Genomic DNA, 24,215 nt, shown 5'->3' with positions numbered 1-24,215 from the left:
GCTACGTCCCGAATACACGCGCAGCGCGAGATAGATGAGACCGGAAACGATCGCCGAATCGCTGATCGCCTGGAAATCCAGCCGGTCGGCATTGCCAGAGCCGACGATCCACACCATCGACTGGCAGCCGAGCAGGCGGTTCTCCTCGATGCGCAGCGATTCGTCCATCGGCGGCAGCTTGCGGCCGAGGTCGATGAGGTACTGGTAGCGCTCGGACCAGTCGCCGAAGAAGGCGAACTCGTCGGCGATGGCGGCCTGGGCCAGCGCCGCGCTGGCTTCGGTCGGCCGCATCAGCCGCGCCTCCAGCGAACGCCCTGGGCGGTGTCCTCGAGCAGGATGCCTTCCTCGGCCAGCTGCTTGCGGATGGCGTCCGCGCGCAGGAAGTCGCGGGCGCGCTTGGCGGCGTTGCGCTCGTCCACCAGCGCCTGGATGCGGGCGTCGTCGCCATCCTCGCTGCCGCGGCTAAACCAGGCCTCCGGGCGCTGCTGCAGCAGGCCCAGCAGCAGGCCGCCGCCGAGCAGTTCGGCCTTGAGGCTGGCACGCGAGATCGCGCTGGTGGCCTTGCGGGCCTCGGCGGCGATGCGGGAGAGCTCGGCCAGCGCCGCCGGCGTGTTGAGGTCGTCGCACAGGGCGGACTCGACCTCGAACGGCACCATCGGTTCGACCGTCGGCACGTCGGCCAGGTCGCGCAGCGTGCCGTAGAGGCGGTCCAGCGTGCGCACGCACTGCTCGATCAGCGCGTCGGACCAGTCCAGCGGCTGCCGGTAGTGGGCCGACAGCAGGGCGTAGCGCAGGGCCTCGGGCGGGTGCTGGTCGAGCAGGTCGTGCACCAGGTACACGTTGCCGACCGACTTGGACATCTTGGCGCCGCCCAGGTTGAGCATGCCGTTGTGCAGCCAGAAGCGGGCGAACACCTGGCCGCCGTGGGCGCAGGTGCTCTGCGCGACCTCGTTCTCGTGGTGCGGGAACTGCAGGTCGACGCCGCCGCCGTGGATGTCGATGGTGTCGCCCAGGTGGGTCTCGGCCATGGCCGAGCACTCGATGTGCCAGCCCGGGCGGCCCACGCCCCAGGGCGAGTCCCAGCCGGGCAGGTCCGGGGTGGACGGCTTCCAGAGCACGAAATCGCCGGCGTCGCGCTTGTACGGCGCCACTTCGACGCGGGCGCCGGCCAGCATCTCGTCCGGGTCGCGGCGCGAGAGCTTGCCGTAGTCGGGGAAGCTGGCCACCGAGAACAGCACGTGGCCCTCGGCCGCGTAGGCGTGGCCGGAGCCGATCAGCCGCTCGATCATCGAGATGATGTGCGGGATGTGGGCGGTGGCGTAGGGCACCACGTCGGGCGGATCCACGCCCAGGCGCGCCATGTCCTCGTGGTACGCGGCGGCGAAGCGGTCGGTGATCACGCTGATCGGCACGCCCTGGTCCTTGGCGGCCTGGTTGATCTTGTCGTCGACGTCGGTGATGTTGCGGGCGTAGACCAGGCGCGGATAGTGGCGGCGCAGCAGCCGGGCCAGCACGCCGAACACCACGGGCGGGCGGGCGTTGCCGATGTGGACGTAGTTGTAGACCGTCGGTCCGCAGACGTACATCGTGACCCGGCGCGGGTCGGCGGGCTCGAAGGCTTCGAGCCGGCGGGAGAGGTTGTTGTAGAGGCGCAGTTCCATGGTCGGGCACGGACGGAAAGCCAGAGTCTAGCAAGCCCGGCGGGGCCGCTTAACGAAAATCTTAGGCTTGGGTTCAGGCGCTCGGCGCTTTAATCCCGGGGTCGCTCGCGCCCCGCCCGTCGCCCCGGCGGCCCGGCCCGACCGCCCCACGGAGAACGTTTGATGACCGCCGCCATCCGAACCCTTCCGATCCTGCTGCTGGCCCTGTCCGGCCCGGCGCTGGCGCAGTACGCCGGGGACGAGTACGGGGACGATGAGTATTACGCCCCCGCGGTCCCCGAGAATGTCAGCTACGGCTACGCCCAGGTGCTGCGCGCCGACGAGGTGGTCGAGCGCGTCGTGACCCGCACCCCGGAGGAGCGCTGCGACGACGTCGAGTACCGCAGTACCGGCCGCACCACCGGCGGCACCGTGATCGGCGCCCTGGTCGGCGCGGCGCTGGGCAACCAGGTCGGCAAGGGCGACGGCCGCAAGGCGGCCACCGTGGTCGGCGCGGTCGCCGGCGGCGCCATCGGCAACAACATCGCCCGCCAGCGCGCCGAGGCCGAGGCCCGCGGCTGCCAGCTGGTCGAGGTCGAGCGCGAGGAATCCCAGGTGGTCGGCTATGACGTCGAATACATGTACAAGGGCGAGAAATACATGTCCCGCCTGCCGTACGACCCCGGCAACCGCCTGCGCATCCGGGTCTCGGTGACCCCGGACGACGCCGCGGCCGCGGCCCGCTGAGTTGCGGGCCCGCCCCGCCCCCGGCATACTCGCCCCCGAATGAGCCACTGCGCCGCCCCTGCCGACATCCTCAGCTCCGCCTACATGGCGGCGGGCATGACGTCTCGCGCGCGCCGACCGGAATCCGCCACGCCAGCTGGGTAACCCGGACGTCACTGCTTGTTCACCGGAAAAACCCAGCCTCGCGCTGGGTTTTTTGTTTTTGGTTTCCACCAGGACCCCACCATGAAGCATTTCCTCAACACCCAGGACTGGACCCGCGCCGAGCTCGACGCGGTGCTCGCCCAGGCGGCTGCGTTCAAGCGCAGCAAGGCCGGCGACCAGCTCAAGGGCAAGTCCATCGCCCTGGTCTTCTTCAACCCGTCGCTGCGCACCCGCACCAGCTTCGAGCTGGGCGCCTTCCAGCTGGGCGGGCATGCGGTGGTGCTGCAGCCGGGCAAGGACGCCTGGCCGATCGAATTCGACGTCGGCACCGTGATGGACGGCGAGGCCGAGGAGCACATCGCCGAGGTGGCGCGGGTGCTGTCGCGCTACGTTGACCTGGTGGCGGTGCGGGCGTTCCCGAAGTTCCAGGACTGGTCGGTGGACCGCGAGGACCGGGTGCTGCGCGCGTTCGCGAAGTACTCCACGGTGCCGGTGATCAACCTCGAGACCATCACCCATCCCTGCCAGGAGCTGGCGCATGCGCTGGCGCTGCAGGAGCACTTCGGCACGCCCGACCTGCGCGGCAAGAAGTTCGTGCTGACCTGGACCTACCACCCCAAGCCGCTGAACACGGCGGTGGCCAACTCGGCGCTGACCATCGCCACCCGCCTGGGCATGGACGTGACCCTGCTGTGCCCGACCCCGGAGTACGCGCTGGACGAGCGCTACCTCGGCTGGGCCCGCGACAACGTGGCCGAGTCCGGCGGCCGCTTCCGCATGAGCCACGACATCACCGAGGCCTACACCGGCGCCGACGTGGTGTACGCCAAGAGCTGGGGCGCTATCCCGTACTTCGGCCGCTGGGAGCAGGAGAAGCCGATCCGCGATGCGCACCGGCACTTCATCGTCGACGAAGCCAAGATGGCGCTGACCAACAACGGCGTGTTCAGCCATTGCCTGCCGCTGCGGCGCAACGTCAAGGCGACCGATGGCGTGATGGATGCGCCGTACTGCATTGCCATCGAGGAGGCCGAGAACCGGCTGCATGTGCAGAAGGCGGTGATGGCCGCGCTTGCCAATCAATAGCCGGGAGATCGTGGGGGCAGGAACCGGTCGGCTGGAGTCAGGAGTTAGTGGATAGGAGGTAGGAGCTAGTGAGAGCGTTTCGCCTCCGCCACCCGCGCTTCCACTACCTCCTACCTCCTGTCCACTAACTCCTCCTCCCCACTTCTCCATCGGCCTCCAACCCTTTCCCATTTCCTGCCACCTACCGAACCGGACCCGCCATGACCCACCCCAAGCCCATCGTCCTCGCCTTCTCCGGCGGCCTCGACACCAGCTTCTGCATTCCGTGGCTGAAGGAGCGCGGCTGGGCCGTGCATACCGTGTTCGCCGATACCGGCGGCGTGGATGCGGCCGAGCGCGCGTATATCGAGGGTCGCGCGGCCGAGCTGGGCGCGGCCAGCCATGTCACGGTCGACGGCGGGCCGGCGATCTGGGAGGGCTTCGTGAAGCCCTTCGTGATGGCGGGCGAGGGCTACCAGGGGCAGTACCCGCTGCTGGTGTCCGATCGCTACCTGATCGTGGACGCGGCGCTCAAGCGTGCCGCCGAACTCGGCACGCGCGCGATCGCGCATGGCTGCACCGGCATGGGCAACGACCAGGTGCGCTTCGACCTGGCGGTGAAGGCGGCCGGCGACTACGAGATCGTGGCGCCGATCCGCGAGATCCAGAAGGAGCACACCCAGACCCGCGCCTACGAGCAGGCCTACCTCGAGGAGCGCGGCTTCGAGGTGCGCGCCAAGCAGAAGAGCTACACCATCAACGAGAACCTGCTGGGCCTGACCATGTCCGGCGGCGAGATCGACCGCTGGGAAGCGCCGGGCGAGGGTGCCCGCGGCTGGTGCGCGCCGCGCGCCGAATGGCCGGCGCAGGCGCTGCGGGTCACGCTGACTTTCAAGCAGGGCGAGGCCGTGGCGCTCGACGGCCAGCCGATGTCGGGCGCCGCGCTGCTGGCCAGGCTCAACGCCTTGTTCGCGAAGTACGGCGTCGGTCGCGGCCTGTACACCGGCGACACCACGATCGGCCTCAAGGGCCGCATCATCTTCGAGGCCCCCGGCCTGGCGGCGCTGCTGGCCGGCCATCGCGCCCTCGAGGAGGCCGTGCTGACCAAGCAGCAGAACCGCTTCAAGCCCGAAGTGGCGCGCAAGTGGGTGGAGCTGGTGTACGAGGGCTTCTACAACGATCCGCTCAAGGCCGACCTCGAGGCCTTCCTGCAGTCCAGCCAGGCCTGCGTGAACGGCGAAGTGGTGCTGGAAACGCAGGGCGGCCGCGTGGATGCCGTGGCCGTGCGCTCGCCGCACCTGCTGCACGCCAAGGGCGCTACCTACGCGCAGTCGGCGGACTGGGGCGTGGCCGAGGCCGAGGGCTTCATCCGCCTCTACGGCATGAGCAGCACGCTTTGGGCCGAAGTCAACCGCAAACCCTGACCCCATAGCTTTTGTGGGAGGGACTTCAGTCCCGATGCCTTTCGCCGAAAAGCATCGGGACTGAAGTCCCTCCCACAGAGGACCGACCGGATACCTCGATGATCCAGGATGTACTCCAACACCTCGACGCCCTCGTGTCGTTCGACACCCGCAACCCGCCGCGCGCGATCGGGACGGGCGGCATCTTCGATTACCTGCGGGCCCACCTGCCGGGCTTCCGGGTCACGGTCACCGACCACGGGGCCGGCGCGGTGTCGCTCCTGGCCGTGCGCGGGGCGCCGAAGCGGGTGTTCAACGTGCACCTCGACACCGTGCCGGCTTCGCCGGCGTGGAGCGCCGACCCGCATGTGCTGCGCGTCACCGGCGACCGCGCCATCGGCCTCGGCGCCTGCGACATCAAGGGCGCGGCAGCGGGGCTGCTGGCGGCGGCGTCGCGCACGGCCGGCGACGCGGCCTTCCTGTTCACCAGCGACGAGGAGGCCAACGACGCGCGCTGCATCGCTGCTTTCCTCGCTTCCGACCACGGCTTCACCGAGGCGATCGTGGCCGAGCCGACGATGGCCGAGGCGGTGCTGGCGCATCGCGGCATCAGCTCGGTGCTGATGCAGTTCACCGGGCAGGCGGGGCATGCGTCCGGCCAGCAGGCGCGCACGGCCAGCGCGCTGCACGCGGCGATCCGCTGGGGCGACCAGGCGCTGGACTACGTCGAGTCGCTGGACCATGCGCGCTTCGGCGGCCTCACCGGGCTGCGCTTCAACATCGGCCGTGTCGAGGGCGGCATCAAGGCCAACATGATCGCGCCGCGGGCCGAGCTGCGCTTCGGGTTCCGGCCGCTGCCCTCGCAGGCGCCGGCGGACCTGCACGCGCGCTTCCGCGGCTTCGCCGACCCCTCGGCGCTCGCTTCGTACGAAGAAACCTTCAGCGGCCCCTCGTTGCCCGCGGGCGACATCGCCGGGGCGGAGGCGAAGCGACTCGCCGCGCGCGACCTCGCCGACGAGCTAGGCCTGCCGATCGGCAACGCCGTGGATTTCTGGACCGAGGCCTCGCTGTTCTCGGCCGCCGGCCTGACCGCCTTCGTGTTCGGCCCGGGCGACATCGCCCAGGCGCATACGGCCGATGAATGGGTCGCGCTCGAACAACTGCAGATCGTCGCCAACCACTACGTGCGCCTGCTGGAGGCTTCATGAACGCCATCGCCCTGACCGCCCCCGCCGATCTCGCGGGCCAGCCCGATTCCCTCCGGAGGAAGCTTCCGGAGCCCGCCACCCGCCTTGCCGACCCTGACCATGACTGAGATGCGCACCACGATCGTCCGCCTGCTGTCCAACATGGCCAGCGCCAAGGAGATTCAGCAATACCTCAAGCGCTTCAGCCAGCTCGACGCCGAGCGCTTCGCCGTGGTCAAGGTCGGCGGCGCGATCCTGCGCGATGACCTCGATGCACTGGTGAGCTCGCTGTCCTTCCTGCAGCAGGTGGGCCTGACGCCGATCGTCATCCACGGCGCCGGCCCGCAGCTGGACGAGGAGATGAAGGCCGCGAGGATCGAGAAGAAGACCGTGGATGGCCTGCGCGTCACCGACGCCGCGGGCCTGGCCATCGTCCGCCGGGTCTCGCAGCAGGAGAACCTGCGGCTGGTCGAGGCCCTGCAGGCGCAGGGCGTGCGCGCGACCTCGATCACCTCCGGCGTCTTCGAGTGCGATTTCCTGTCGAAGCGGAAGTACGGCCTGGTCGGCAAGGTCGAGGCCGTGCACGTGGCCAGCATCCAGGCGGCGATCAAGGTCGGCTCGATCCCGGTGATCGCCTCGCTGGGCGAGACCGCCGGCGGCCAGATCCTCAACGTCAACGCCGACTGGGCCGCGAACGACCTGGTCAAGAAGCTGCAGCCCTACAAGATCATCTTCCTGACCGGCACCGGCGGCTTGCTGGACGGCGACGGGAACGTGATCGACTCGATCAACCTCAGCACCGAGTACGCCGAGCTGCTGCGCCAGCCCTGGCTGCATTCGGGCATGAAGGTGAAGATCGAGCAGATCCACGACCTGCTGATGGCGCTGCCGCCGGCCAGCTCGGTGTCGATCACGCGGCCCGACCAGCTGGCCAAGGAGCTGTTCACGCACCGTGGCTCGGGCACGCTGGTGCGCCGGGGCGAGCAGGTGCGTCGCGTCACCTCGTGGAAGAAGCTCGACCTCAAGCGGCTCAAGCAGCTGGTGGAGTCGGGTTTCGGCCGCAAGCTGGCGCCGGACTATTTCGAGAAGACCACGGTCTACAAGGCCTACGTCAGCGAACACTACCGCGCGGCGCTGATCATCACGCTCGAGGACGGCATCCCGCACCTCGACAAGTTCGCGGTGAGCGACGATGCGCAGGGCGAGGGCCTGGGCCGCGCGGCCTGGCAGGTGATGCGGGCCGAGACGCCGCAGCTGTTCTGGCGCGCCCGCGCCGGCAATCCGGTCAACGACTTCTACTTCGACGAGGCCGACGGCTGCATGAAGGGCGAGAAGTGGAACGTATTCTGGTACGGGCTGGAGGGCTGGGAGCAGGTACGCTACGCCGTCGAACACTGCCTGGCCCGGCCGGCCACGCTCAAGGGCTGAGATGATCACCAACCTGCACTGGACCATCCCGCCGATCCTGCAAGGCATCCACGTCACGCTGGAGCCGCTGCAGCGCGAGCACGGCGAGGAACTGCTGGCCGCCGCGTCCGATGGCGAGCTCTGGAACCTCTGGTACACCACGGTGCCGGGCCCGGAAACGGTGCGCGGCTACATCGCCAGGGCGATGGCCGACCGCGAGGCGGGGACGGCAATGCCGTTCCTGGTGCGCAACGCGGCCGGTGATCCGGTCGGCAGCACGCGCTTCTTCCGGATGGATCCGCTGATTCCCAGCTTGGAGCTGGGCTACACCTGGTACGCGCAGCGGGTGCAGCGTACGGCCCTGAACACCGAGGCCAAGCGGCTGCTGCTGGGCCACGCGTTCGACGCCATGGGCTGCAGCGTGGTGGAGCTGCGCACGCATGTCTTCAACCAGAAATCGCGGGCAGCGATCGAGCGGCTGGGCGCGCATTTCGACGGCGTGCTGCGGCGGCAGATGCGGATGGCCGACGGGCATCTGCGGGATACCGCGGTCTATTCGATCCTCGACAACGAGTGGCCGACGATTCGCCGCCACCTGGATTTCAAGCTTGAGCATGGGGTGGCGCCGTGAGCCGTTCCAACGCCTGCAGGGAGGCCTGGCGATGAGCGCACGCCTTTCCCTCGGCCTCGTGGGCGCCCGTGGTTACGTGGGGGCGGAACTGATCCGGATGGTCGCGGCGCACCCGCGCTTCGAGCTCGGCTTCGTGTCCTCGCGCGAGCGCGAAGGCCAGCGGCTGGCCGACCACGAGCCGGCCTATGCCGGCGACCTGCGCTACGTGAACCTCGACGCCGCGGCGGCCGCGGGGCAGGGCGCGGATGCGCTGGTGCTGGCCTTGCCCAACGGCATGGCCGCGCCCTTCGTGGCCGCGCTGGACGCGAAGGCGCCGCGGACCGTGGTGGTGGACCTGTCGGCCGACTACCGCTTCGATGACGCCTGGCACTACGGCCTGCCCGAGCTGACGCGCGCGTCCGCGCCTGGCGCGATCCGCATCAGCAACCCGGGCTGCTACGCCACGGCGATGCAGCTGGCCGTGGCGCCGATGCGTGCGGCGCTGGAGGGTCCCGTGCAGTGTTTTGGCGTGTCGGGCTACTCAGGCGCCGGTACCAGTGCCTCGGACAAGAACGACCCGGACAAGCTGCGCGACAACCTGATGCCGTACGCGCTCACCGGCCACGTGCACGAGCGCGAAGTGACGCGCCAGCTCGGCCACCCGGTCGAGTTCATGCCGCACGTGGCGCCGCATTTCCGCGGCATCACGCTCACGGCGAACCTGCACCTGGCCGGGGCGACGAGCCTCGACGCCGTGCGCGCCGCCTACCGCGCCGCGTATGCCGGCGAGCCGCTGGTGCAAGTGCTGGATGATGCGCCCTGGGTCAGCCGCATCGCCGGCCGCCATGGTGCCGAAGTGGGCGGCTTCACGCTGTCGGCCGACGGCCGCCGGCTGGTGGTGGTGGCCACGCTCGACAACCTGCTCAAGGGCGCGGCGACGCAGGCCCTGCAAAACCTCAACCTGGCCTTCGGCCTGCCGGAAACGATGGGAATCCCGACATGAGCGAGCTGCTTTGGCAGAAACCCGGCGTAGCAGTGGACCCGCGCATCCAGGCTTTCCTGGCCGGCGGCGACGTGCTGTTGGACCGCGAGTTCATCCAGGACGACATCACGGCTTCGGCCGCGCACGCGCGCGGCCTGGCCCGCATCGGCATCCTCACCGACGAGGAGTGCACGGCGCTGTGCCGCGAATTGTCGCTGCTGTCCGCCGACCTGCTGTCCGGTGACTTCGTGCTCGACGAGCGCTTCGAGGACGGCCACTCTGCCATCGAATCGCGCCTGGTCGAGCGCCTGGGCGACACCGGCCGCAAGATCCACACCGGCCGCAGCCGCAACGACCAGGTGCTGGTGGCCACGCGCCTGTGGCTCAAGCGCAAGCTGGGCGAGCTGCAGGCCGTGTGCCGCGAATCCGCCGACGTCTGCCTGCAGCGCGCCGAGGCCGAGGCGATCCCGATGCCCGGCTACACCCACCTGCAGCGCGCCGTGGTCTCGTCCACCGCGATGTGGTGGGCCGGCTTCGCGGAGGCCTTCATCGACAACGCCGTGCGCGCCGGCCAGGCGCGTGACTGGATCGATGCCAACCCGCTGGGCACCGCCGCCGGCTACGGCGTCAACCTGCCGCTGGACCGCGAGGGCAGCACGAAGGAACTCGGCTTCGCCCGCACGCAGGTGAGCCCGATCTACGCCCAGCTTTCGCGCGGCAAGTTCGAGATCGCCGCGGTGGATGCGCTCGGCGCCGCGATGCTCGACCTGCGGCGCCTGGCCTGGGACCTGAGCCTGTTCACCACCGCCGAGTTCGGCTTCGTCGCCCTGCCGCCGCAGTACACCACCGGCAGCTCGATCATGCCCAACAAGCGCAACCCCGACCTGGTCGAGCTGATGCGCGCCACCTACGCCAGCGTGGCCGCGGCCCGCACCGAGCTCGAGAACCTGCTGTCCCTGCCCAGCGGCTACCACCGCGACCTGCAGTACACCAAGGGCGCGCTCTTCCACGCCTTCGGCCGGGGCCTGGGTGCCTTGAGCCTGCTGCCGAACCTGCTGCGCGGGCTGCAGTGGAAACCCGAGCGGCTGGCGCAGGCCTTCGATGACGGGATGTTCGCCACCGACAAGGCGGTGGAACTCGCGGTCGCCGGCCTGCCGTTCCGAGAGGCTTACCGACTTGCCGCCGTCGAACCGCTGCCCAAGGCCGGTGCCGATCCGCAGGCCAGCCTGGAGGCGCGCGTGTCGCCGGGTGGCTCAGGTGCGCTCGGCCTGGGCTTGCTGCGTGAGCGACTGGCTGCGATCACTGGCGCGGGCTGAGTTCAGCCCCTTGGCCACAGGGCCATGTCGACGCCGACGACCAAGGTGACGGCGACGGACGCGACCAGGTAGCACAGGAGCTGGTCGCGAAGCTTCAGCTGCAGCCGCCGGCTGGCGACCACCACGAGCGCCAGCAGCCCGCCAACCACCAGCACGGGCAAGGTCCAGGTCCCCAGTCCCAGCAGCTGGCTCAGCTTCGCCTCGTCATTCGGGTTGAAGTCGCTCACGCCGGCCGCCACCAGCCGCATGAAGAAGGCGATGTAGAGCAGGGCGAAGCCCAGGTGGCTACGCGACTTCCAGACAAGCCAGAAGCCCAGCAGGCCCTGGCCCACGGTGAGCAGCGGTCCGGCCCCGGCGATCAGCGCCAGGTCGCGCGGGGTCACAGAGCCCATCGGCGTTACCGAATTCAGCGTGGCCACCATCTCGTAGCCGAGCACCAAGCCCGTGAGCCAGTGCGCTAACTCGTGGACGAGGAAGCTGGCGATGCCCGTGAGCAAGAGCACGAGGTAAAACGTCGTGGGAAACGCGGCAGGCGAACGCGGCATGTAAGTCTCCTGTAAAGACGCAGCCCGGGGTTCGCCGTGCGTGGGCCGGTGCTGCGCGAGTTCCCGCTCGGCATCGGTGAGTGGAGGGTTTCGTAAAAGCACGCTGAACTTCCTCCAGCGTTGGCCTTTCCCGGACCGGCCTCCGGCCCGCAGCGTTGGCAGCGTGACCTCGCCGCTACGCTTTGGTGCTGTCGGGCTCGACGACGACCGCGGTGCCGTAGCAAAGCACTTCCGTCAGGCCGGTCATGATCTCGGTGGCATCGTAACGCATGCCGATGATGGCATTAGCGCCGAGCCTGCGTGCCTCCTGCACCATGTCGCGATAGGTCTCCTGGCGCGCCTGCTCGCAAAGTTCGGTGTAAATGGTGATGTTGCCGCCGAACAGGGACTGGATGCCGCCGATGAAGTTGCCCACGACGGACCGGGAGCGCACCGTGATGCCGCGGACCACGCCCAGGCTGCGCAGCACGCGATGGCCCGGAAGCTCGAAGGCCGTCGTGACGCTCGCGTTCACGAGGCTGGAAGCGACCCGGCCGGTACCGGCGTAGTTGCTGTTTCTCGGATCAGACACGTTTTCTCTCCCCGGTTTCGACGCGCATCGCCGGATTATTCCGGCTTGGGATGGCGCAGCACGCGCAGCGACACCATCAGCACCAGGCCCGCGCCGAGTGCCAGCACCGCCCACAGCACCCAACGCTGCCAGTCTTCGCCGCGCTTGGGCGCCAGGGCCGCGGCACCGCCGGACTCGCCGCCCTCGCCGAGGCTGGCCGGCTGCGGTGGCGTGCTGGACGCGGCCAGCGCCGCCTGCACCGGATAGTCCTCGCGCGCCGCACGCACGCTGCCTGCGACCAGGGTGTAGGGGCGCGGGCCCTGGGCCAGCAGCACGAAGCGCTCCGGGCGGTACTGCAGCTGCAGGGTCGGCGCCTTCGCCAGCGCCGGCTGGGTGGCGACGCGCCACTGGCGGTCGCGGCTCATGCCGACATCCGGGGCGAGGTGGCGCACTTCGTCGCCGTTGTTGCCGAGGCGGAAGGCGGTGAAGCCGGCGATGCCGCGCCACCAGTCTTCGTCGCCGTCGCGCGCGGTGACCTGCACCGCGGCCACGGCGTTGGTGGTCGGCAGCGCCACGTCCACGCGCTCGATGGCCAGCGGGCCAGGGCTGGCGTAGTCGAAGCTGCCGGGCGCGTCGGCGACGGGCGTGCCTTCCAGCGACAGCGACTTCCACGCGCGGGTGTCGGCCCCGCGCAGGCGCCGCTCGGCCTGCAGCGCGCCGATCACCGGCCATTGGCCGTCGTTCTCGATGGACAGGCGCAGGTAGCGGGCGTCGCTGCCTGTGAACTCGAGCTTCAGGCGCTCGATGCGCAGGCCGTTGTCGTCCAGCGCCACCAGCGGCATCCCGCGGCCGATCTCTTGCCACTCGGCGAGGTCATCGGAGGCGCTCACGCGCACGCGCAGGTTGACGGGCAGGGCGGCACCTTCGCCCAGCTGCACGTGCAGGGCGGCCACCGGCGGCGGGTCGTCGCCGCGGTCGAGCAGCAGGTCGTGGCGTTCGGGCGGGGTGGGCGTGCTGTCGTTGGTGCGCAGGTCCAGGCCGCGCAGGCGGCCGTCGGCGTCCCGCTCAAGGCGCAGGGCGAGGCTCTCTGGCTGGCCGGGCGCAGGCAGCGGCACGCGCAGCCAGGCCACGGGTTCACGTCGGGACTCCTCGGTCTGCTCGTGCGGCAGCGGCGCGAAGGGCACCGGTTCGTCATCGGCGTTGAACACCGCGAGGTCGCGTAGGTCGGCGCGGCTGACGTGCTTCAGCACCTCCGCGTCGAGCTCCAGCACATAGGCCGCGGCGTCGCCCTCGGCCTGCACCGGCCACTGCCAGGCGTAGTCCTGGGGCGTGTTGGCGTGGGCGGCACTGGCCGCCAGCAGTCCCAGCATCAACAAAGAGCGCATGCGCTTACTCCGAACGGGGTGGGGTGGGGGCGATGCGGCCGACGATGATCAGCAGCAGGCCCACGACCAGGAAGGAGACGATGCCGGCGATGTTGCCGACGAACTGGCGGTCCACGATCAGCAGCTTCAGCAGCACCACGCCGAGCAGGCCCGCGCCCAGCCACCACAGCGCGCGGTCGCGGCGGCGCGAGCCGAGCACCCAGGCGGTGACGCCGGCCACGCACCAGGCCACGGTGAGGCTGGCCTGCGCCAGCGTCTCGCCGAGCAGCTCGGGCGACCAGGGCAGGTCGGCCAGCTGGTGGCAGGCGCGCAGCACGGCCATCGTCAGCAGGAACAGCGCCGCGCCGGCCCAGGCCAGGCTGCCCAGGCGCTGCGGATCGGCGTGCGACCGCAGCGCGGCGGCGGCCACCACGAGGCCGAGCAGCAGCGACAGCTCCAGCGGGTTGAGCACGGGAACCCAGGGCAGCGGTTGGCTGTCGCCGGGGAGGAAGTTGCCGAGCACCCAGGCCAGGCCGAGGCCGGCGGCGGCGATGGCCAGCCACACGGTGCGCCAGCGCGGGAACAGATCGGCCACCGGCCAGCCGGCGAGGCGCGGCTGCGTCCACGCCAGCGCGAACAGCGCCGACAGCGGCGCCATCACCGCCGGCAGCAGCCAGCCGTCGGCGAGCCCGCCGTCATCGCCCAGCACGCGCATCAGCGTGATGCCGGCCGCCGCGGCCAGCGCCATCAGCCAGGCGATGTGCGCCACCGGCAGCAGCCGCGAGAACGGCTCGCGCAGCGCGGCCAGCGTCGGCAGGGCCAGCGCCAGCACCAGCCACCACCACGCCAGCGGCGGGTCGAACAGCGTCACTTCGTAGTGATCCTGCGAGGCCAGCGACTGCGGCAGCATCAGCACCACCGACGCCGCCAGCGGCCACGACAGCCGCGGCCAGGCCAGGGGCCCGCGCAGCAGCGCCGCCAATGCGGCGGTGATCAGCGCAAACCCGCCGTAGTACAGCGTATCGAACGACGGCGACAGGTTGATCTCGATTTCGCGCAAGCCTAGCAGGCTCCACCAGAAAAGCCCGCCCAGGAACAGCGCGACCTGCAGCGCCACTGCCTTGCCCGCACGGTGGTAGAGCCAGCTCGCCGCCATCCAGGCCAGCGTCAGCAGCGTCAGGTTCAGGGCATGCCCGTTGAGCAGGAAGCGGTCCTCGATGTCGCCGCGGTAATCGAACAAACTGACGTTCCAGGCGCCCGCCGCCAGCACCAGCAGCAACAGGCCCATCCAGCGCACGAGGCGCCGGTCCTGGCGCAGGCCCAGCCACGCCATGCCCACGCCCTGCAGCGCCCAGGCCGCCGACGTCCACTGCGCCGTCAGCGCCAGCGGGATGGCCAGCGTCGCGAACACCACGCCGATGCCGGCCGCACTCTGCGCCAGATCGCGCAGGCGCGCGTTGCGCTGCGCCCACAGCGCGAGGCCCGCGTAGATGCCGGCCACGAACACGGCGCTGAAGGCCAGGCCCATGCGGTCGTCGCCCACCAGGCCCACCTGCATCGGGAAGGCCAGCAGCGGCGTGCCGAACAGCAGCGTGCCGTCCACCTTGCCGTTGCGCGCGCGACCGGCCAGCGCGTACAGCACCGGGATCGAAACGTAGAACAGGAAGAACAGCACGAGGAAGGGTTCGACCGTCGCGAACTTCTCCGGCGTGTAGTACTTCGCGCCCCACAGGCCGCCGATGAGGAAGGTGAAGAGGAAGCCCACCAGGTTCAGCGCACGCCAGGGCTTGTGCCACGCGATCGCGAACACGGCGGCGTTGAGCACGGCGTAGTAGCCGAACAGCGCGACGTGGTTGCCGGTGCCGGTGGAAAGCAGCACGGGGGCCAGGTAGCCGCCGATGAAGCCGAGCACGGCCAGCGCCGGCGCGTCCTGCTTCACCGCCAGCACGCTGGCGCCCGCGACCAGCACCACGATCATCGCGAAGGCGGGCATCGCGCCCAGGACCTCGTAGTTGCGGAAGGCCGCGAACACCACCAGCAGCAGCACGCCGATGGCGCCACCCTGAAGGCTCAGGCCGAAGGCCGGCTGTTCGGGCGCGCGGCGCAGGCCCCAGACCAGGCCGGCGATGGCGGCGGCCGCGATGCCCGCCAGGCGGAACTCGATGGGCATGGTCAGCCAACCGGCGTCGGCGGCGTACTTGATGGCGGCGGCGACGCCAAACAGCAGCACCAGCACGCCCAGCTTCACCGGCACGTTGCCTTCGAACAGCCAGCCCTTGACGACGCCGAGGGCTTTCTCGAAGACGTCGGGTTCTTGCGGTTCGTTCGACCACGCGATGCGCGGGGCCGGCTCCGCCGGGATCGGCGGCGGTTGCGGGGAGCGCGCCGCGGCCGGGGCGGCAGGGGCGGTGCCCGCGGCGAGGGGCGGGATGTCGGGCGGCAGCGGGGCAGCCGCCACGGCCGGTGCCGGTGCAGCCTCGCCGACGCCAGGCCCGGACGGCGCGGCGGCGGGCGAGGGTGCCGGGGCGCGGGCCATGGCGACGTCGTCCGGGGTGGCCTGCGCGGCGGCGCCCACCGGGCGGCGCGCCAGGGCCTCGACCTTGGCCAACCGCTGCTCCAGCGCGGTGATCCGGCGCCGGGCGTGCCAGGCCATGCCCAACAGGGCCCCGAGCAGGGCGCCGGCCACGAGCCCGAAGCCCTCCCGGGTCGCGTCCGCGATGATCAGTCCAAGCAGCGCGCCCACCAGTCCCAGGATCCAGCTCATCCACACCCCCACGGCTATTCCGGGCGAGTGTAGCCAATGTGAACGCCTTCCCGGTGGCAGCCCGGAATGACGATCGCGCCACATTTTGACGTCCCGCCGCCCGGCCGAGCGGTCCATCGGCGGGCGCCGCCCTTCCGGGCGAGGCAGTTTTTCCGGCGAATGTCGCAATGCAGCAGTGATTGGCACGTTGCTTGCTTGTCTCCGCCGGACTTCTTCCTGGCTCCCACCCATGCTCGATACCTCCCGGACGCCGTCCCCCGAACAGGACGGTGCCGAAGACGTGCTGCGCTCCGACGGCACGCTTGCCCTTCGGCCCTCGCGGCGCGGCCTGTACGTCCCGGTGGCGGCCAAGTTCACGCTGGTGCTCGTGCTGGCGCTGGCGTGGATGGCCTTCAGCATCTGGCTGTCGCAGCCCTGGCTGGGGGAGCTGACGCGCCTGGCCGGCCTGCCGTTCGCGCTGGTCACCATCGCCTTTATCGCCTACGTGCCGGGCTTCATGAACGCCTTCCTCGCGGGCTCGATCCTCAGCGACCGCCGGCCGGTGCGGAAACCCGTGGCGCATTACCCGGACATCGACGTGCTGGTGGCCTGCTACAACGAAGCCGGCAACATCGCCGACACCCTGCGCAGCCTGGCGGCGCAGGACTACCCGGGCCGCCTGCTGGTCACGGTGATCGACGACGGTTCGACCGACGACACCCTCGCGATCGCGCGCGAACAGGCCCTGCACCTGCGCCGCGCCGGGCTGGCCATCCACGTCGTGCCGATGCCGCGCAACGGCGGCAAGGCCGCCGCGCTCAACCACGGCCTGGCCAACACCCGCGCCGGGCTGGTGATCACCGTGGACGGCGACTCCTACCTGCGCACCGACGCGATCCGCAAGCTGGTCGAGCGCTTCCTGTCCGATCCCCCGAACACCGTGGCCGTGGCGGGCGCGGTGCTGGTGCGCAACTCGCGCGTGAACTGGCTGACCCGCGCCCAGGAGTGGGACTACTTCCACGGCATCGCCGCCGTGAAGCGCATGCAGAGCATGTACCACGGCACGCTGGTGGCGCAGGGCGCGTTCTCGCTCTACACGCGGCCAGCGCTGGAGCAGGTCGGCGGTTGGCCCGAATGCGTGGGCGAGGACATCGTGGTGTCCTGGGCCCTGCTCGAAACCGGCGCCCGCATCGGCTACTGCGAGGAGGCCTGCCTGTTCACCCAGGTGCCGGACCGGCTGGGCCAGTTCTCGCGCCAGCGCCAGCGCTGGTCCCGCGGCCTGATGGAAGCCTTCGCGCGCCACGGCCGGCTGCTGCTGAAGCCGCGGCTGAGCACGCTCTTCATCTGGTGGAACCTGCTGTTCCTGCCGATGGACCTGGTGTTCACCCTGATCTTCATCCCGGGCATCGTGGCGGCGCTGCTGGGCCACTACTGGATCGTGGGGATGATGACGCTGCTGGTGCTGCCGCTGGCCGCGGTCTGGAACGCGATCATCTTCCGGGTGCAGCAGCGCATGTTCAAAGGGCAGGGCATGCGCGTGCGCCGCAACATCAGCGGCTTCCTGTTCTATTCGCTGTTCTACACCCTGATCCTGCAGCCGGTCTGCGTGATGGGCTACCTGGCCGAGCTGTTGAGCCTGCGCAAGACCTGGGGGACGAAATGAGGCGCCTTGCGCTTGCACTGCTCGCGGCGCTGTCCGCATCCGCCGCGGCCGCCGATGCGCCGGGCCCCGCGCTGCGCGCCGAGGGTTTCGCGTCGTCGGATTCGGACGGCAACGACGCCCGGCGCGCCAGCCTGGGCTGGGACGTCTCGCGCCGGGACATCGAGCACTGGTGGGGCTTCCGCGCCGAGCGCGCCCGGTTCTCGGGCGAGGGCTGGAGCGATCGGGAGGAGCGCTTGTTCGTGCGCGCCGCAGGTGGCGAGGGCGGCTGGCGCTGGCAGGGCGAGGCCGGGACCAACGGCGACGACCTGCTGGGCAGTGCCAGCGTCCACAGCACCGATGCCCGCCGCAAGGAGTTCTTCCTCGAGCGCGACGTGCTGGAAACCCGCCGCGGCCTGGCCGAGGGCCGGGTGCACACCTATGCGGGCGCCGCCCTGGACTGGCCGCTGTCGGAGCGCTGGAGCGCCACCGGCCTGGTCGGCCTGCAGGACTTCGGCGGCGACAACCTGCGCCGGCACCTGCGGGCGAACCTGGTCTACGCGCTGGCGCCGTCGCAGGGCCTGAGCCTGCAGCTGCGGCTGCGCCAGTTCAACGACAGCGACCCGCGCGAGCTCGACTACTTCGCGCCCGGCCGCTACCGGCAGGCCCTGGGCGTGGTGTCGCTGCGGCGCTTCGTCGGTGGCTACCAGTGGCGGGCCACGGCGGGCCTGGGCCGGCAGGACTTCACGGGTGTCGCCAGCCAGCCGGCGCGCCTGCTGGAGCTCGATTTCCAGACCCCGAAGGACCGGGGCCACTACCTGCGGGTCACCGCGGGCTACTCCGACGCGCCGGCCGACGGCGCCAGTGGCGGCGCCGACTACCGCTATCGCTACGTGCGCCTCGAAGGCGTCTGGGCCCTGTGAAGCCACCTGTAGGAGGGCCTTCAGGCCCGAAGCTTTTCGGCGAAGGGCTTCGGGCCTGAAGGCCCTCCCACAGGGAATTCCGGGAGGGCGGAAACGCGAAAAGCCGGCTTGCGCCGGCTTTTTGCTTTCTTGCGTCGAATTGGTCGGGGAGACAGGATTTGAACCTGCGACTTCTACGTCCCGAACGTAGCGCTCTACCAGGCTGAGCTACACCCCGAGGGATTCGAGCCGGCTATTCTAGTGACCGAACCCGGCCTCGGCAAGCCCGGCGTTCACCGGGCCGCCCGGGGCGGCTCGCCGGGCGGCGCCAGAAGCTAGAATGCGCCATCGCCTTGGAGTGTCCCGCCTTGATCAAGCCCCGCACCACGCCCGGGGTCATGGAGCTGCTGCCCCGTGACCAGATCGCCTTCCAGCGCATGCTCGACGTCATCCGGCGCAACTACGAGCGCTTCGGCTTCCTGCCGGTGGAAACGCCGGTGTTCGAACTGTCCGAGGTGCTGCTCACCAAGACCGGCGGCGAGACCGAGCGGCAGGTGTACTTCGTGCAGTCCACCGGCGCGCTCAACAATTCGTCCGAAAGCGGGGGCGGCCAGCCCGAGCTGGCGCTGCGCTTCGACCTGACCGTGCCGCTGGCGCGCTACGTCGCCGAGCACGAGCATGACCTCGCGTTCCCGTTCCGGCGCTACCAGATCCAGCGCGTGTACCGCGGCGAGCGCGCCCAGCGTGGCCGCTTCCGCGAGTTCTACCAGTGCGACATCGACGTGATCGGCAAGGACGCGCTCAGCGTGCGCCACGACGCCGAGATGCCGGCGGTGATCCACGCGGTGTTCTCCGAGCTCGAGGTCGGCCCGTTCACCATCCAGCTCAACAACCGCAAGCTGCTGCGCGGCTTCTTCGAAGGCGTGGGCATCGCCGACGGCGAGCGGCAGGCGCTGGTGCTGCGCGAGATCGACAAGATCGACAAGCGCGGCGCGGACGCCGTGCGCGCCACCCTGGTCGGCGCGGACTTCGGGCTCGCGGACGGCGTGGCCGACCGGATCATGGCCTTCGTGCAGGTGCGCTCGAGCTCGCATGCCGATGCGCTGGCGCAGCTCGACGCGCTGGGTACCGGCAGCGAGATGCTGGAGCAGGGCCGCGCCGAGCTGCGCGAGGTGCTGGCGCTGCTGAAGGGTTACGGCGTGCCCGAGAAGAACTACGCGCTGAACTTCTCGATCGCCCGCGGCCTCGATTACTACACCGGCACCGTTTACGAGACCACGCTGGACGAACACCCGCAGATCGGCTCGGTCTGCTCGGGCGGCCGCTACGAGAACCTGGCCAGCCACTACACCAAGTCGAAGCTGCCGGGCGTGGGCATCTCGATCGGCGCGACGCGCCTGTTCTGGCAGCTGCGCGAGGCCGGCATCGTCTCCACCGCCGAGAGCTCGGTGCAGGCGCTGGTGGGCCTGATGGATGATGCCCGCCTGCCGGATTCGCTCGACATCGCCCGCCGCCTGCGCGCGGCCGGCATCAATGCCGAGGTGCAGCTGGAGGTGAAGAAGCTGGCCAAGCAGTTCCAGTATGCCGATCGCGCCGGCATCCGCTTCGTGCTGCTCTACGGCGAGGACGAGGCGGCGCGCAACGTGGTCAAGGTCAAGGACATGGCCTCGCAGGACCAGTACGAACTGGGCCGCGAGGAGCTGGCCTCGGTGCTCAAGGTCGAGCTGGAGCAGCAGCGCGCGATGGGGAAACCGCTGAAATGAAACCCATCACGCTCGACGGCCGCGGCCTCAACCGCGCTCAGCTGGCGGAAATCGCGCTGGGCGCGCCGGTGCGGCTCGACCCGGCGCAGATGCCGGCGGTGCAGCGCGCGGCGGATTTCCTGGCCGACCAGGTCAAGAAGCAGGAGCCGATCTACGGCGTGTCCACTGGTTTCGGCAGCAACGCCGACAAGCTGTTGGGCGCGCACCGGCTGCGCACCGGACTGCCGGGCGCTTCCGAGTCCAGCGACAGCGTGCTGGAAGAACTGCAGCACAACCTGATCGTCACCCATGCCGTGTGCGTGGGCGAACCGTTCCCGGCCGACGTGGTGCGGGCGATGATGGCGATCCGCATCAACACGCTGATGCGCGGCCATTCCGGCATCCGCCCGTCGGTGCTCGAGGCGATGGCCGCGCTGCTCAACGCCGGCATCGTGCCGGTGGTGCCGCGCAAGGGCTCGGTGGGCGCCAGCGGCGACCTCGCGCCGCTCTCGCACCTGGCCATCGTGCTGCTGGGCGGCGGCGAAGCTTTCTACGGCGGCGAGCGCCTGCCGGGCGCCGAGGCGCTCCGGCGTGCCGGGCTCGCGCCCGTGAAGCTGTCGCACAAGGAAGGCCTGGCGCTGAACAACGGCACCGCGCAGATGCTGGCCACCGCGGTGCTGGCGATCGAGAAACTCGAGGACCTGCTCGACACCGCCGACCTGGCCGCCGCGATGACGCTCGACGCCTTCGCCGGCCGCCTGCGCGCCTTCGACCCGCACGTGCACGCGCTGCGCCCGCATCCGGGCCAGGTGCACGTGGCCGCGAACCTTCGCCGCCTGCTCGACGGCTCCAGCCTCGCCGACATCGCCTACCACCTGGTGCCGCGCTTCCGGCAGTGGCAGCCCGAGAGCTGGGCGACGCCCGAGCAGCAGGCCCTCGGCTTCGACATCGGCTGGGACTGGGTGCCGTTCAGCCAGCGCCACGGCCGCGAGAAGTTCTACCAGCGTTTCCGCCCGTTCCGCGGCGGCAAGAAGCACCAGCCCCAGGACAGCTACTCGCTGCGCTGCATCCCGCAGGTGCACGGGGCGGTGCGCGATGCGCTCGAGCAGGCCAAGCGCGTCATCGACATCGAACTCAACGCCGTCACCGACAACCCGCTGCTCTTCCCCGATCTGGAAGGTGCCCGCGAGATCGAGGACCAGGTGGTTTCCGCCGGCCACTTCCACGGTATGCCGCTGGCGCTGGCGATGAGCTACCTCAAGGCCGCCATCCCGGTGCTGGCGTCCATCTCCGAGCGTCGCCTCAACAAGCTGGTCGACCCCGCCACCAACGACGGCCTGCCGCCCTTCCTGATCGGCAACGAGGACGGCACCGAGAGCGGCTTCATGATCGTGCAGTACACCGCCGCCGCGCTGGTGAACGACCTCGCCAGCCGCGCGCATCCGGCCAGCGTGTACTCGATCCCGACCAGCGCCAACGCCGAGGACCACGTGTCCATGGGCGCGAACGAAGGCCGCCACGTGCTCGAGATGACGGCCGACCTGGCGCAGGTGCTGGGCCTGGAGCTCTACACCGCCGCGCAGGCGCTCGACTACCGCCGCGACATGATCAACGCCGCCCGCCGGCTGGCCCGCGAGGCGGACGCCGAGGCGCTGGCCGCCAAGGTGCTGGGCGCGCCGCTGCCCGGTCATCCCGATCGCCCCGGCTTCCTGGCCGAGGTCGAGGCGCTGCGCGGCGAGTTGGCCGCGGCCGGCGAATTCCAGCCGGGCCGCGCGGTGCAGGCGGCCTGGGCCGCGCTGCGCGAGGCGATCCCGTTCATGGGGCGCGACCGCGCCATGGATGGCGACGTCGCCACCGCCGTTCGACTGGTCGAAGAGGGACGCCTGCTGTCGGCCGCCCGCGCCGCGCGCGACTAGAAACCCGCCGGCCTCGGGGCCGCGTTCCCGGCGCTCACTGCGCCGGGCCGGGCCTAGCTGATGCCCTCGGCCGCGTGCACGCAGTTGCGGCCGCGGTTCTTCGCCATGTACAGCGCGTCGTCGGCCTGGTGCAGCGCGTCGTCCACGCCCAGCCCCGCGCCCGGCCGCAGCAGGAACACGCCGATGCTGGCGCTGATGCGGATGTTGTTGCCGGCGTAGCGCACCGGCTCGCCGCAGATCTTCAGGCGCAGCTGCTCGGCCACCTGCACCAGCCGGTCGCCCGTGATGTCGGGCAAGGCCACCACGAACTCCTCGCCACCGAAGCGCGCCAGCAGCGCACCGTGGTCCACCAGGTTGTCGTGCAGGCAGCGGCCCAGCCAGCGCAGGCATTCGTCGCCGGCGAGATGGCCGTGGGTGTCGTTGACGTCCTTGAAGTGGTCCAGGTCGATCAGCAGCACGCCCAGCGACTGCCGGTGCTCGTTGGCCTGGTGCAGCTGCTGCTCGAACATGTCGCGGAAATGCCGGCGGTTGAACAGCCCGGTCAGCGCATCGCGGCGGTTGGATTCGCGCAGGCGCTGGTTCGCCTCGGCCAGCTGCTCCAGCGCGGTGCTGAGCTCCGAGGTGCGGCGCGCGACGTGGCGCTCGAGCTGCTCGTTGTGCTCGCGCACCAGCCGCTCGTTTTCGCTGCGCAGGCGCGCATAGCGGTAGGCGAGGGCGAAGGAGAGCAGGATCATCTCCATCGCCGAACCGATCTGGATGCCGTATTCAGTGAAGAAGTTCTTGTCCAGCAGGCCGAACGACACCGAGGCATACAGCGCCGTGCCCAGCAGCAGGAAGGCCCAGGCCATCAGGAACACCTTGGCCGGCGCGTAGCCATTGCGGATCGAGGTGATCGCCAGGTACAGGATGAACAGCGCGCCCGGGAACACCGCCAGCGTCATCGGCCGCACCACGGTGCGGTAGTCGAGCACGAAGGTGGCCAGGCCCATCAGCAGGAAGAACCCGATCAGCGCCAGCGAAATCTTGTTGGCGATCGGCTGTCGCGTCTCCAGCTCCAGGAACACGCGGCAGAACTGGTGCATCGCCACCTGCGACACCGCCATCGACAGCGGGATGGCCAGGTTGGCGAACCAAGGCGAGTTCGGCCACAGGTATTCGAAGGCCAGGCCGTTGAGGCAGAACATCACCAGGCCGAAGCCGGTGACATGGAACATGTACCAGAAGTGGCTGGCATCGCGCAGCGACAGCCACAGCACGAGGTTGTAGCAGAGCAGCGCCACCAGGATGCCGTAGAACAGGCCGATGCCGAACTGCGAGTCGCGTTCGAGCTCGGCGAAGGCGGTAGGGGTGTACAGCGCCAGCGGCACCTGCATCGAGCTGCGGCTGGCCACGCGCACCAGCAGCTCCACTTCGGTGCGCTGCGGCAGCGTCACCCAGAAGTTCGGGTGCCGGTAGCGGATGCTGCGCGCGCTGAACGGCAGGGTGTCGCCCGAGGCCATGTGCTCGACCCGGCCGTCTGGATAGCGCAGGTAGATGTCGACGTTGTCGAGCAGCGGGTAGTGCAGCACCAGCAGCCAGCGCTGCTCGGCCGGGTTCTGGTTGAACAGCGGGGCATGGAACCAGTACGCGCCCTGGGTGAATCCGAAGGCGGCGCTGTCGCCGGGCAGGGGCTTGAAGTCACCGCGGCTGGCCCGCGCGAACATGGCCGAGGCGTCGGCCCGGCCGGTTTCGTCGATGCCGTAGCTGAGGTGGGGGGTGAGCGCCAGCCGCTCCACGCCGGGCTCGAGCACGGCGGGACCGGCCGCGGTGGCGGCGGCGGCGCCGAAGGCGAGCAGCAGGCCCAGCAGCAGTGCGATCCAGCGGTTCGACGTCACGTCGGTCCCCCCTCCGAGGCGCGCCCATTATGCGCGGTGGCGGGGCGGACGGGTTCACTCCACGGGCTTGCTTTTGTAATAACACGCTATTACATTAGCGCCATGAAACGCCGCGACCCCGCCAGCCCGCCCCGCCGCCCGGACCTCGAGGACCTGATCCAGGCCCTCCTGACCCTGCGCTCGCCCGGCGAACTGCGGGCCTTCCTGGAAGATCTCTGCACCCCGTCCGAGCTCGAGGCCATGGCCGACCGCTGGGGCGTGGTGCCGCACCTGGTTGCGGAGGTCCCGTACCGGGAAATCCACGACCGCACCGGCGTCAGCGTCACCACCATCGGCCGCGTTGCCCGCTGCCTGGACCTGGGCGAGGGCGGCTACCGCCTCGCCGCCGAGCGCCTGGGCCACCGGGCCCACGACGCTTCGCACTGAATCCCACTGTTTC

20 protein-coding genes and 1 tRNA gene are annotated in these 24,215 nt (G+C 70.2%); 13 read left to right on the top strand and 8 right to left on the bottom strand.

Features of this window, described 5'->3' with window-relative positions:
• Together VFV21_RS11030 and cysS are read right to left on the bottom strand one after the other, a co-directional pair.
• A partial coding sequence (locus tag VFV21_RS11030) for a SufE family protein (protein WP_329669478.1) occupies positions 1-291 on the bottom strand: 291 nt, incomplete at its 3' end.
• On the bottom strand, positions 291-1,661 hold the full coding sequence (gene cysS / locus VFV21_RS11025; RefSeq protein WP_329669477.1) for a cysteine--tRNA ligase: 1,371 nt from the start codon (positions 1,659-1,661) through the stop codon (positions 291-293). The genes cysS and VFV21_RS11030, both read right to left, overlap by 1 nt.
• Positions 1,662-1,823: 162 nt before the next feature.
• On the opposite strand from cysS, the gene VFV21_RS11020 reads away from it, so the two are divergent.
• From VFV21_RS11020 to VFV21_RS10985, 8 genes are all read left to right on the top strand, one after another.
• Positions 1,824-2,387: a glycine zipper 2TM domain-containing protein gene (locus tag VFV21_RS11020; RefSeq protein ID WP_329669476.1), complete on the top strand. Its 564-nt coding sequence runs from the start codon at positions 1,824-1,826 to the stop codon at positions 2,385-2,387.
• A 225-nt stretch (positions 2,388-2,612) separates the two neighbouring features.
• Entirely contained in the window at positions 2,613-3,617 is a 1,005-nt protein-coding gene (locus VFV21_RS11015; protein WP_329669475.1) for an N-acetylornithine carbamoyltransferase, read from the top strand.
• 200 nt (positions 3,618-3,817) lie between these two features.
• Positions 3,818-5,020: an argininosuccinate synthase gene (locus VFV21_RS11010; protein WP_329669474.1), complete on the top strand. Its 1,203-nt coding sequence runs from the start codon at positions 3,818-3,820 to the stop codon at positions 5,018-5,020.
• A gap of 98 nt (positions 5,021-5,118) precedes the next feature.
• Positions 5,119-6,207, top strand: a complete 1,089-nt coding sequence (locus VFV21_RS11005) for an acetylornithine deacetylase (RefSeq protein WP_329669473.1) — start codon at positions 5,119-5,121, stop codon at positions 6,205-6,207.
• 99 nt (positions 6,208-6,306) lie between these two features.
• On the top strand, positions 6,307-7,614 hold the full coding sequence (locus VFV21_RS11000; protein ID WP_329669472.1) for an acetylglutamate kinase: 1,308 nt from the start codon (positions 6,307-6,309) through the stop codon (positions 7,612-7,614).
• 1 nt (position 7,615) lies between these two features.
• On the top strand, positions 7,616-8,224 hold the full coding sequence (locus tag VFV21_RS10995) for a GNAT family N-acetyltransferase (RefSeq protein ID WP_329669471.1): 609 nt from the start codon (positions 7,616-7,618) through the stop codon (positions 8,222-8,224).
• A gap of 31 nt (positions 8,225-8,255) precedes the next feature.
• Positions 8,256-9,206: an N-acetyl-gamma-glutamyl-phosphate reductase gene (argC, locus tag VFV21_RS10990; RefSeq protein ID WP_329669470.1), complete on the top strand. Its 951-nt coding sequence runs from the start codon at positions 8,256-8,258 to the stop codon at positions 9,204-9,206.
• Entirely contained in the window at positions 9,203-10,501 is a 1,299-nt protein-coding gene (locus VFV21_RS10985) for an argininosuccinate lyase (RefSeq protein ID WP_329669469.1), read from the top strand. Before argC ends, VFV21_RS10985 begins: the two co-directional genes overlap by 4 nt.
• A 2-nt stretch (positions 10,502-10,503) precedes the next feature.
• On the opposite strand, the gene VFV21_RS10980 is transcribed toward VFV21_RS10985, so the two are convergent.
• The 4 genes from VFV21_RS10980 to VFV21_RS10965 all read right to left on the bottom strand — a co-directional run bounded on the left by VFV21_RS10980 (position 10,504) and on the right by VFV21_RS10965 (position 15,724).
• Positions 10,504-11,046, bottom strand: a complete 543-nt coding sequence (locus VFV21_RS10980) for a hypothetical protein (protein WP_329669468.1) — start codon at positions 11,044-11,046, stop codon at positions 10,504-10,506.
• Positions 11,047-11,221: 175 nt separating this feature from the next.
• On the bottom strand, positions 11,222-11,617 hold the full coding sequence (locus VFV21_RS10975; protein WP_329669467.1) for a YbjQ family protein: 396 nt from the start codon (positions 11,615-11,617) through the stop codon (positions 11,222-11,224).
• Positions 11,618-11,652: 35 nt separating this feature from the next.
• Complete coding sequence (locus VFV21_RS10970) at positions 11,653-12,981, bottom strand: DUF3999 family protein (protein ID WP_329669466.1); 1,329 nt, start codon at positions 12,979-12,981, stop codon at positions 11,653-11,655.
• Between the two features lie 4 nt (positions 12,982-12,985).
• Entirely contained in the window at positions 12,986-15,724 is a 2,739-nt protein-coding gene (locus VFV21_RS10965) for a DUF2339 domain-containing protein (RefSeq protein WP_329669465.1), read from the bottom strand.
• Positions 15,725-15,953: 229 nt separating this feature from the next.
• Between VFV21_RS10965 and VFV21_RS10960 the strand changes: the two genes are divergently transcribed.
• Together VFV21_RS10960 and VFV21_RS10955 are read left to right on the top strand one after the other, a co-directional pair.
• Positions 15,954-17,366, top strand: a complete 1,413-nt coding sequence (locus VFV21_RS10960) for a glycosyltransferase (protein ID WP_329669464.1) — start codon at positions 15,954-15,956, stop codon at positions 17,364-17,366.
• The gene (locus VFV21_RS10955) at positions 17,363-18,265 is read left to right on the top strand and encodes a hypothetical protein (RefSeq protein WP_329669463.1); all 903 of its coding nucleotides are present in this window, start codon (positions 17,363-17,365) and stop codon (positions 18,263-18,265) included. Before VFV21_RS10960 ends, VFV21_RS10955 begins: the two co-directional genes overlap by 4 nt.
• A 140-nt stretch (positions 18,266-18,405) precedes the next feature.
• Here the strand turns inward: VFV21_RS10955 and VFV21_RS10950 are convergent.
• Positions 18,406-18,482, bottom strand: a tRNA-Pro gene (locus VFV21_RS10950).
• A 130-nt stretch (positions 18,483-18,612) separates the two neighbouring features.
• Between VFV21_RS10950 and hisS the strand changes: the two genes are divergently transcribed.
• Positions 18,613-20,007, top strand: a complete 1,395-nt coding sequence (gene hisS, locus VFV21_RS10945) for a histidine--tRNA ligase (RefSeq protein ID WP_329669462.1) — start codon at positions 18,613-18,615, stop codon at positions 20,005-20,007.
• Positions 20,004-21,902 (top strand): HAL/PAL/TAL family ammonia-lyase, encoded by a 1,899-nt coding sequence (locus VFV21_RS10940; RefSeq protein WP_329669461.1) that lies wholly within the window; start codon positions 20,004-20,006, stop codon positions 21,900-21,902. Before hisS ends, VFV21_RS10940 begins: the two co-directional genes overlap by 4 nt.
• A 53-nt stretch (positions 21,903-21,955) precedes the next feature.
• Here VFV21_RS10940 and VFV21_RS10935 read toward each other — a convergent pair whose 3' ends face one another.
• Positions 21,956-23,776, bottom strand: a complete 1,821-nt coding sequence (locus VFV21_RS10935) for a diguanylate cyclase (RefSeq protein WP_329669460.1) — start codon at positions 23,774-23,776, stop codon at positions 21,956-21,958.
• Between the two features lie 102 nt (positions 23,777-23,878).
• Between VFV21_RS10935 and VFV21_RS10930 the strand changes: the two genes are divergently transcribed.
• Entirely contained in the window at positions 23,879-24,202 is a 324-nt protein-coding gene (locus VFV21_RS10930) for a YerC/YecD family TrpR-related protein (RefSeq protein ID WP_329669459.1), read from the top strand.
• Positions 24,203-24,215 lie beyond the last annotated feature (13 nt).

This window comes from Arenimonas sp. (assembly GCF_036275555.1).
Classification (GTDB): Bacteria; Pseudomonadota; Gammaproteobacteria; order Xanthomonadales; family Xanthomonadaceae; genus Arenimonas.
Note: the sequence above shows the minus strand (reverse complement) of the source record. Positions and strands in the feature narration are given on the sequence as shown.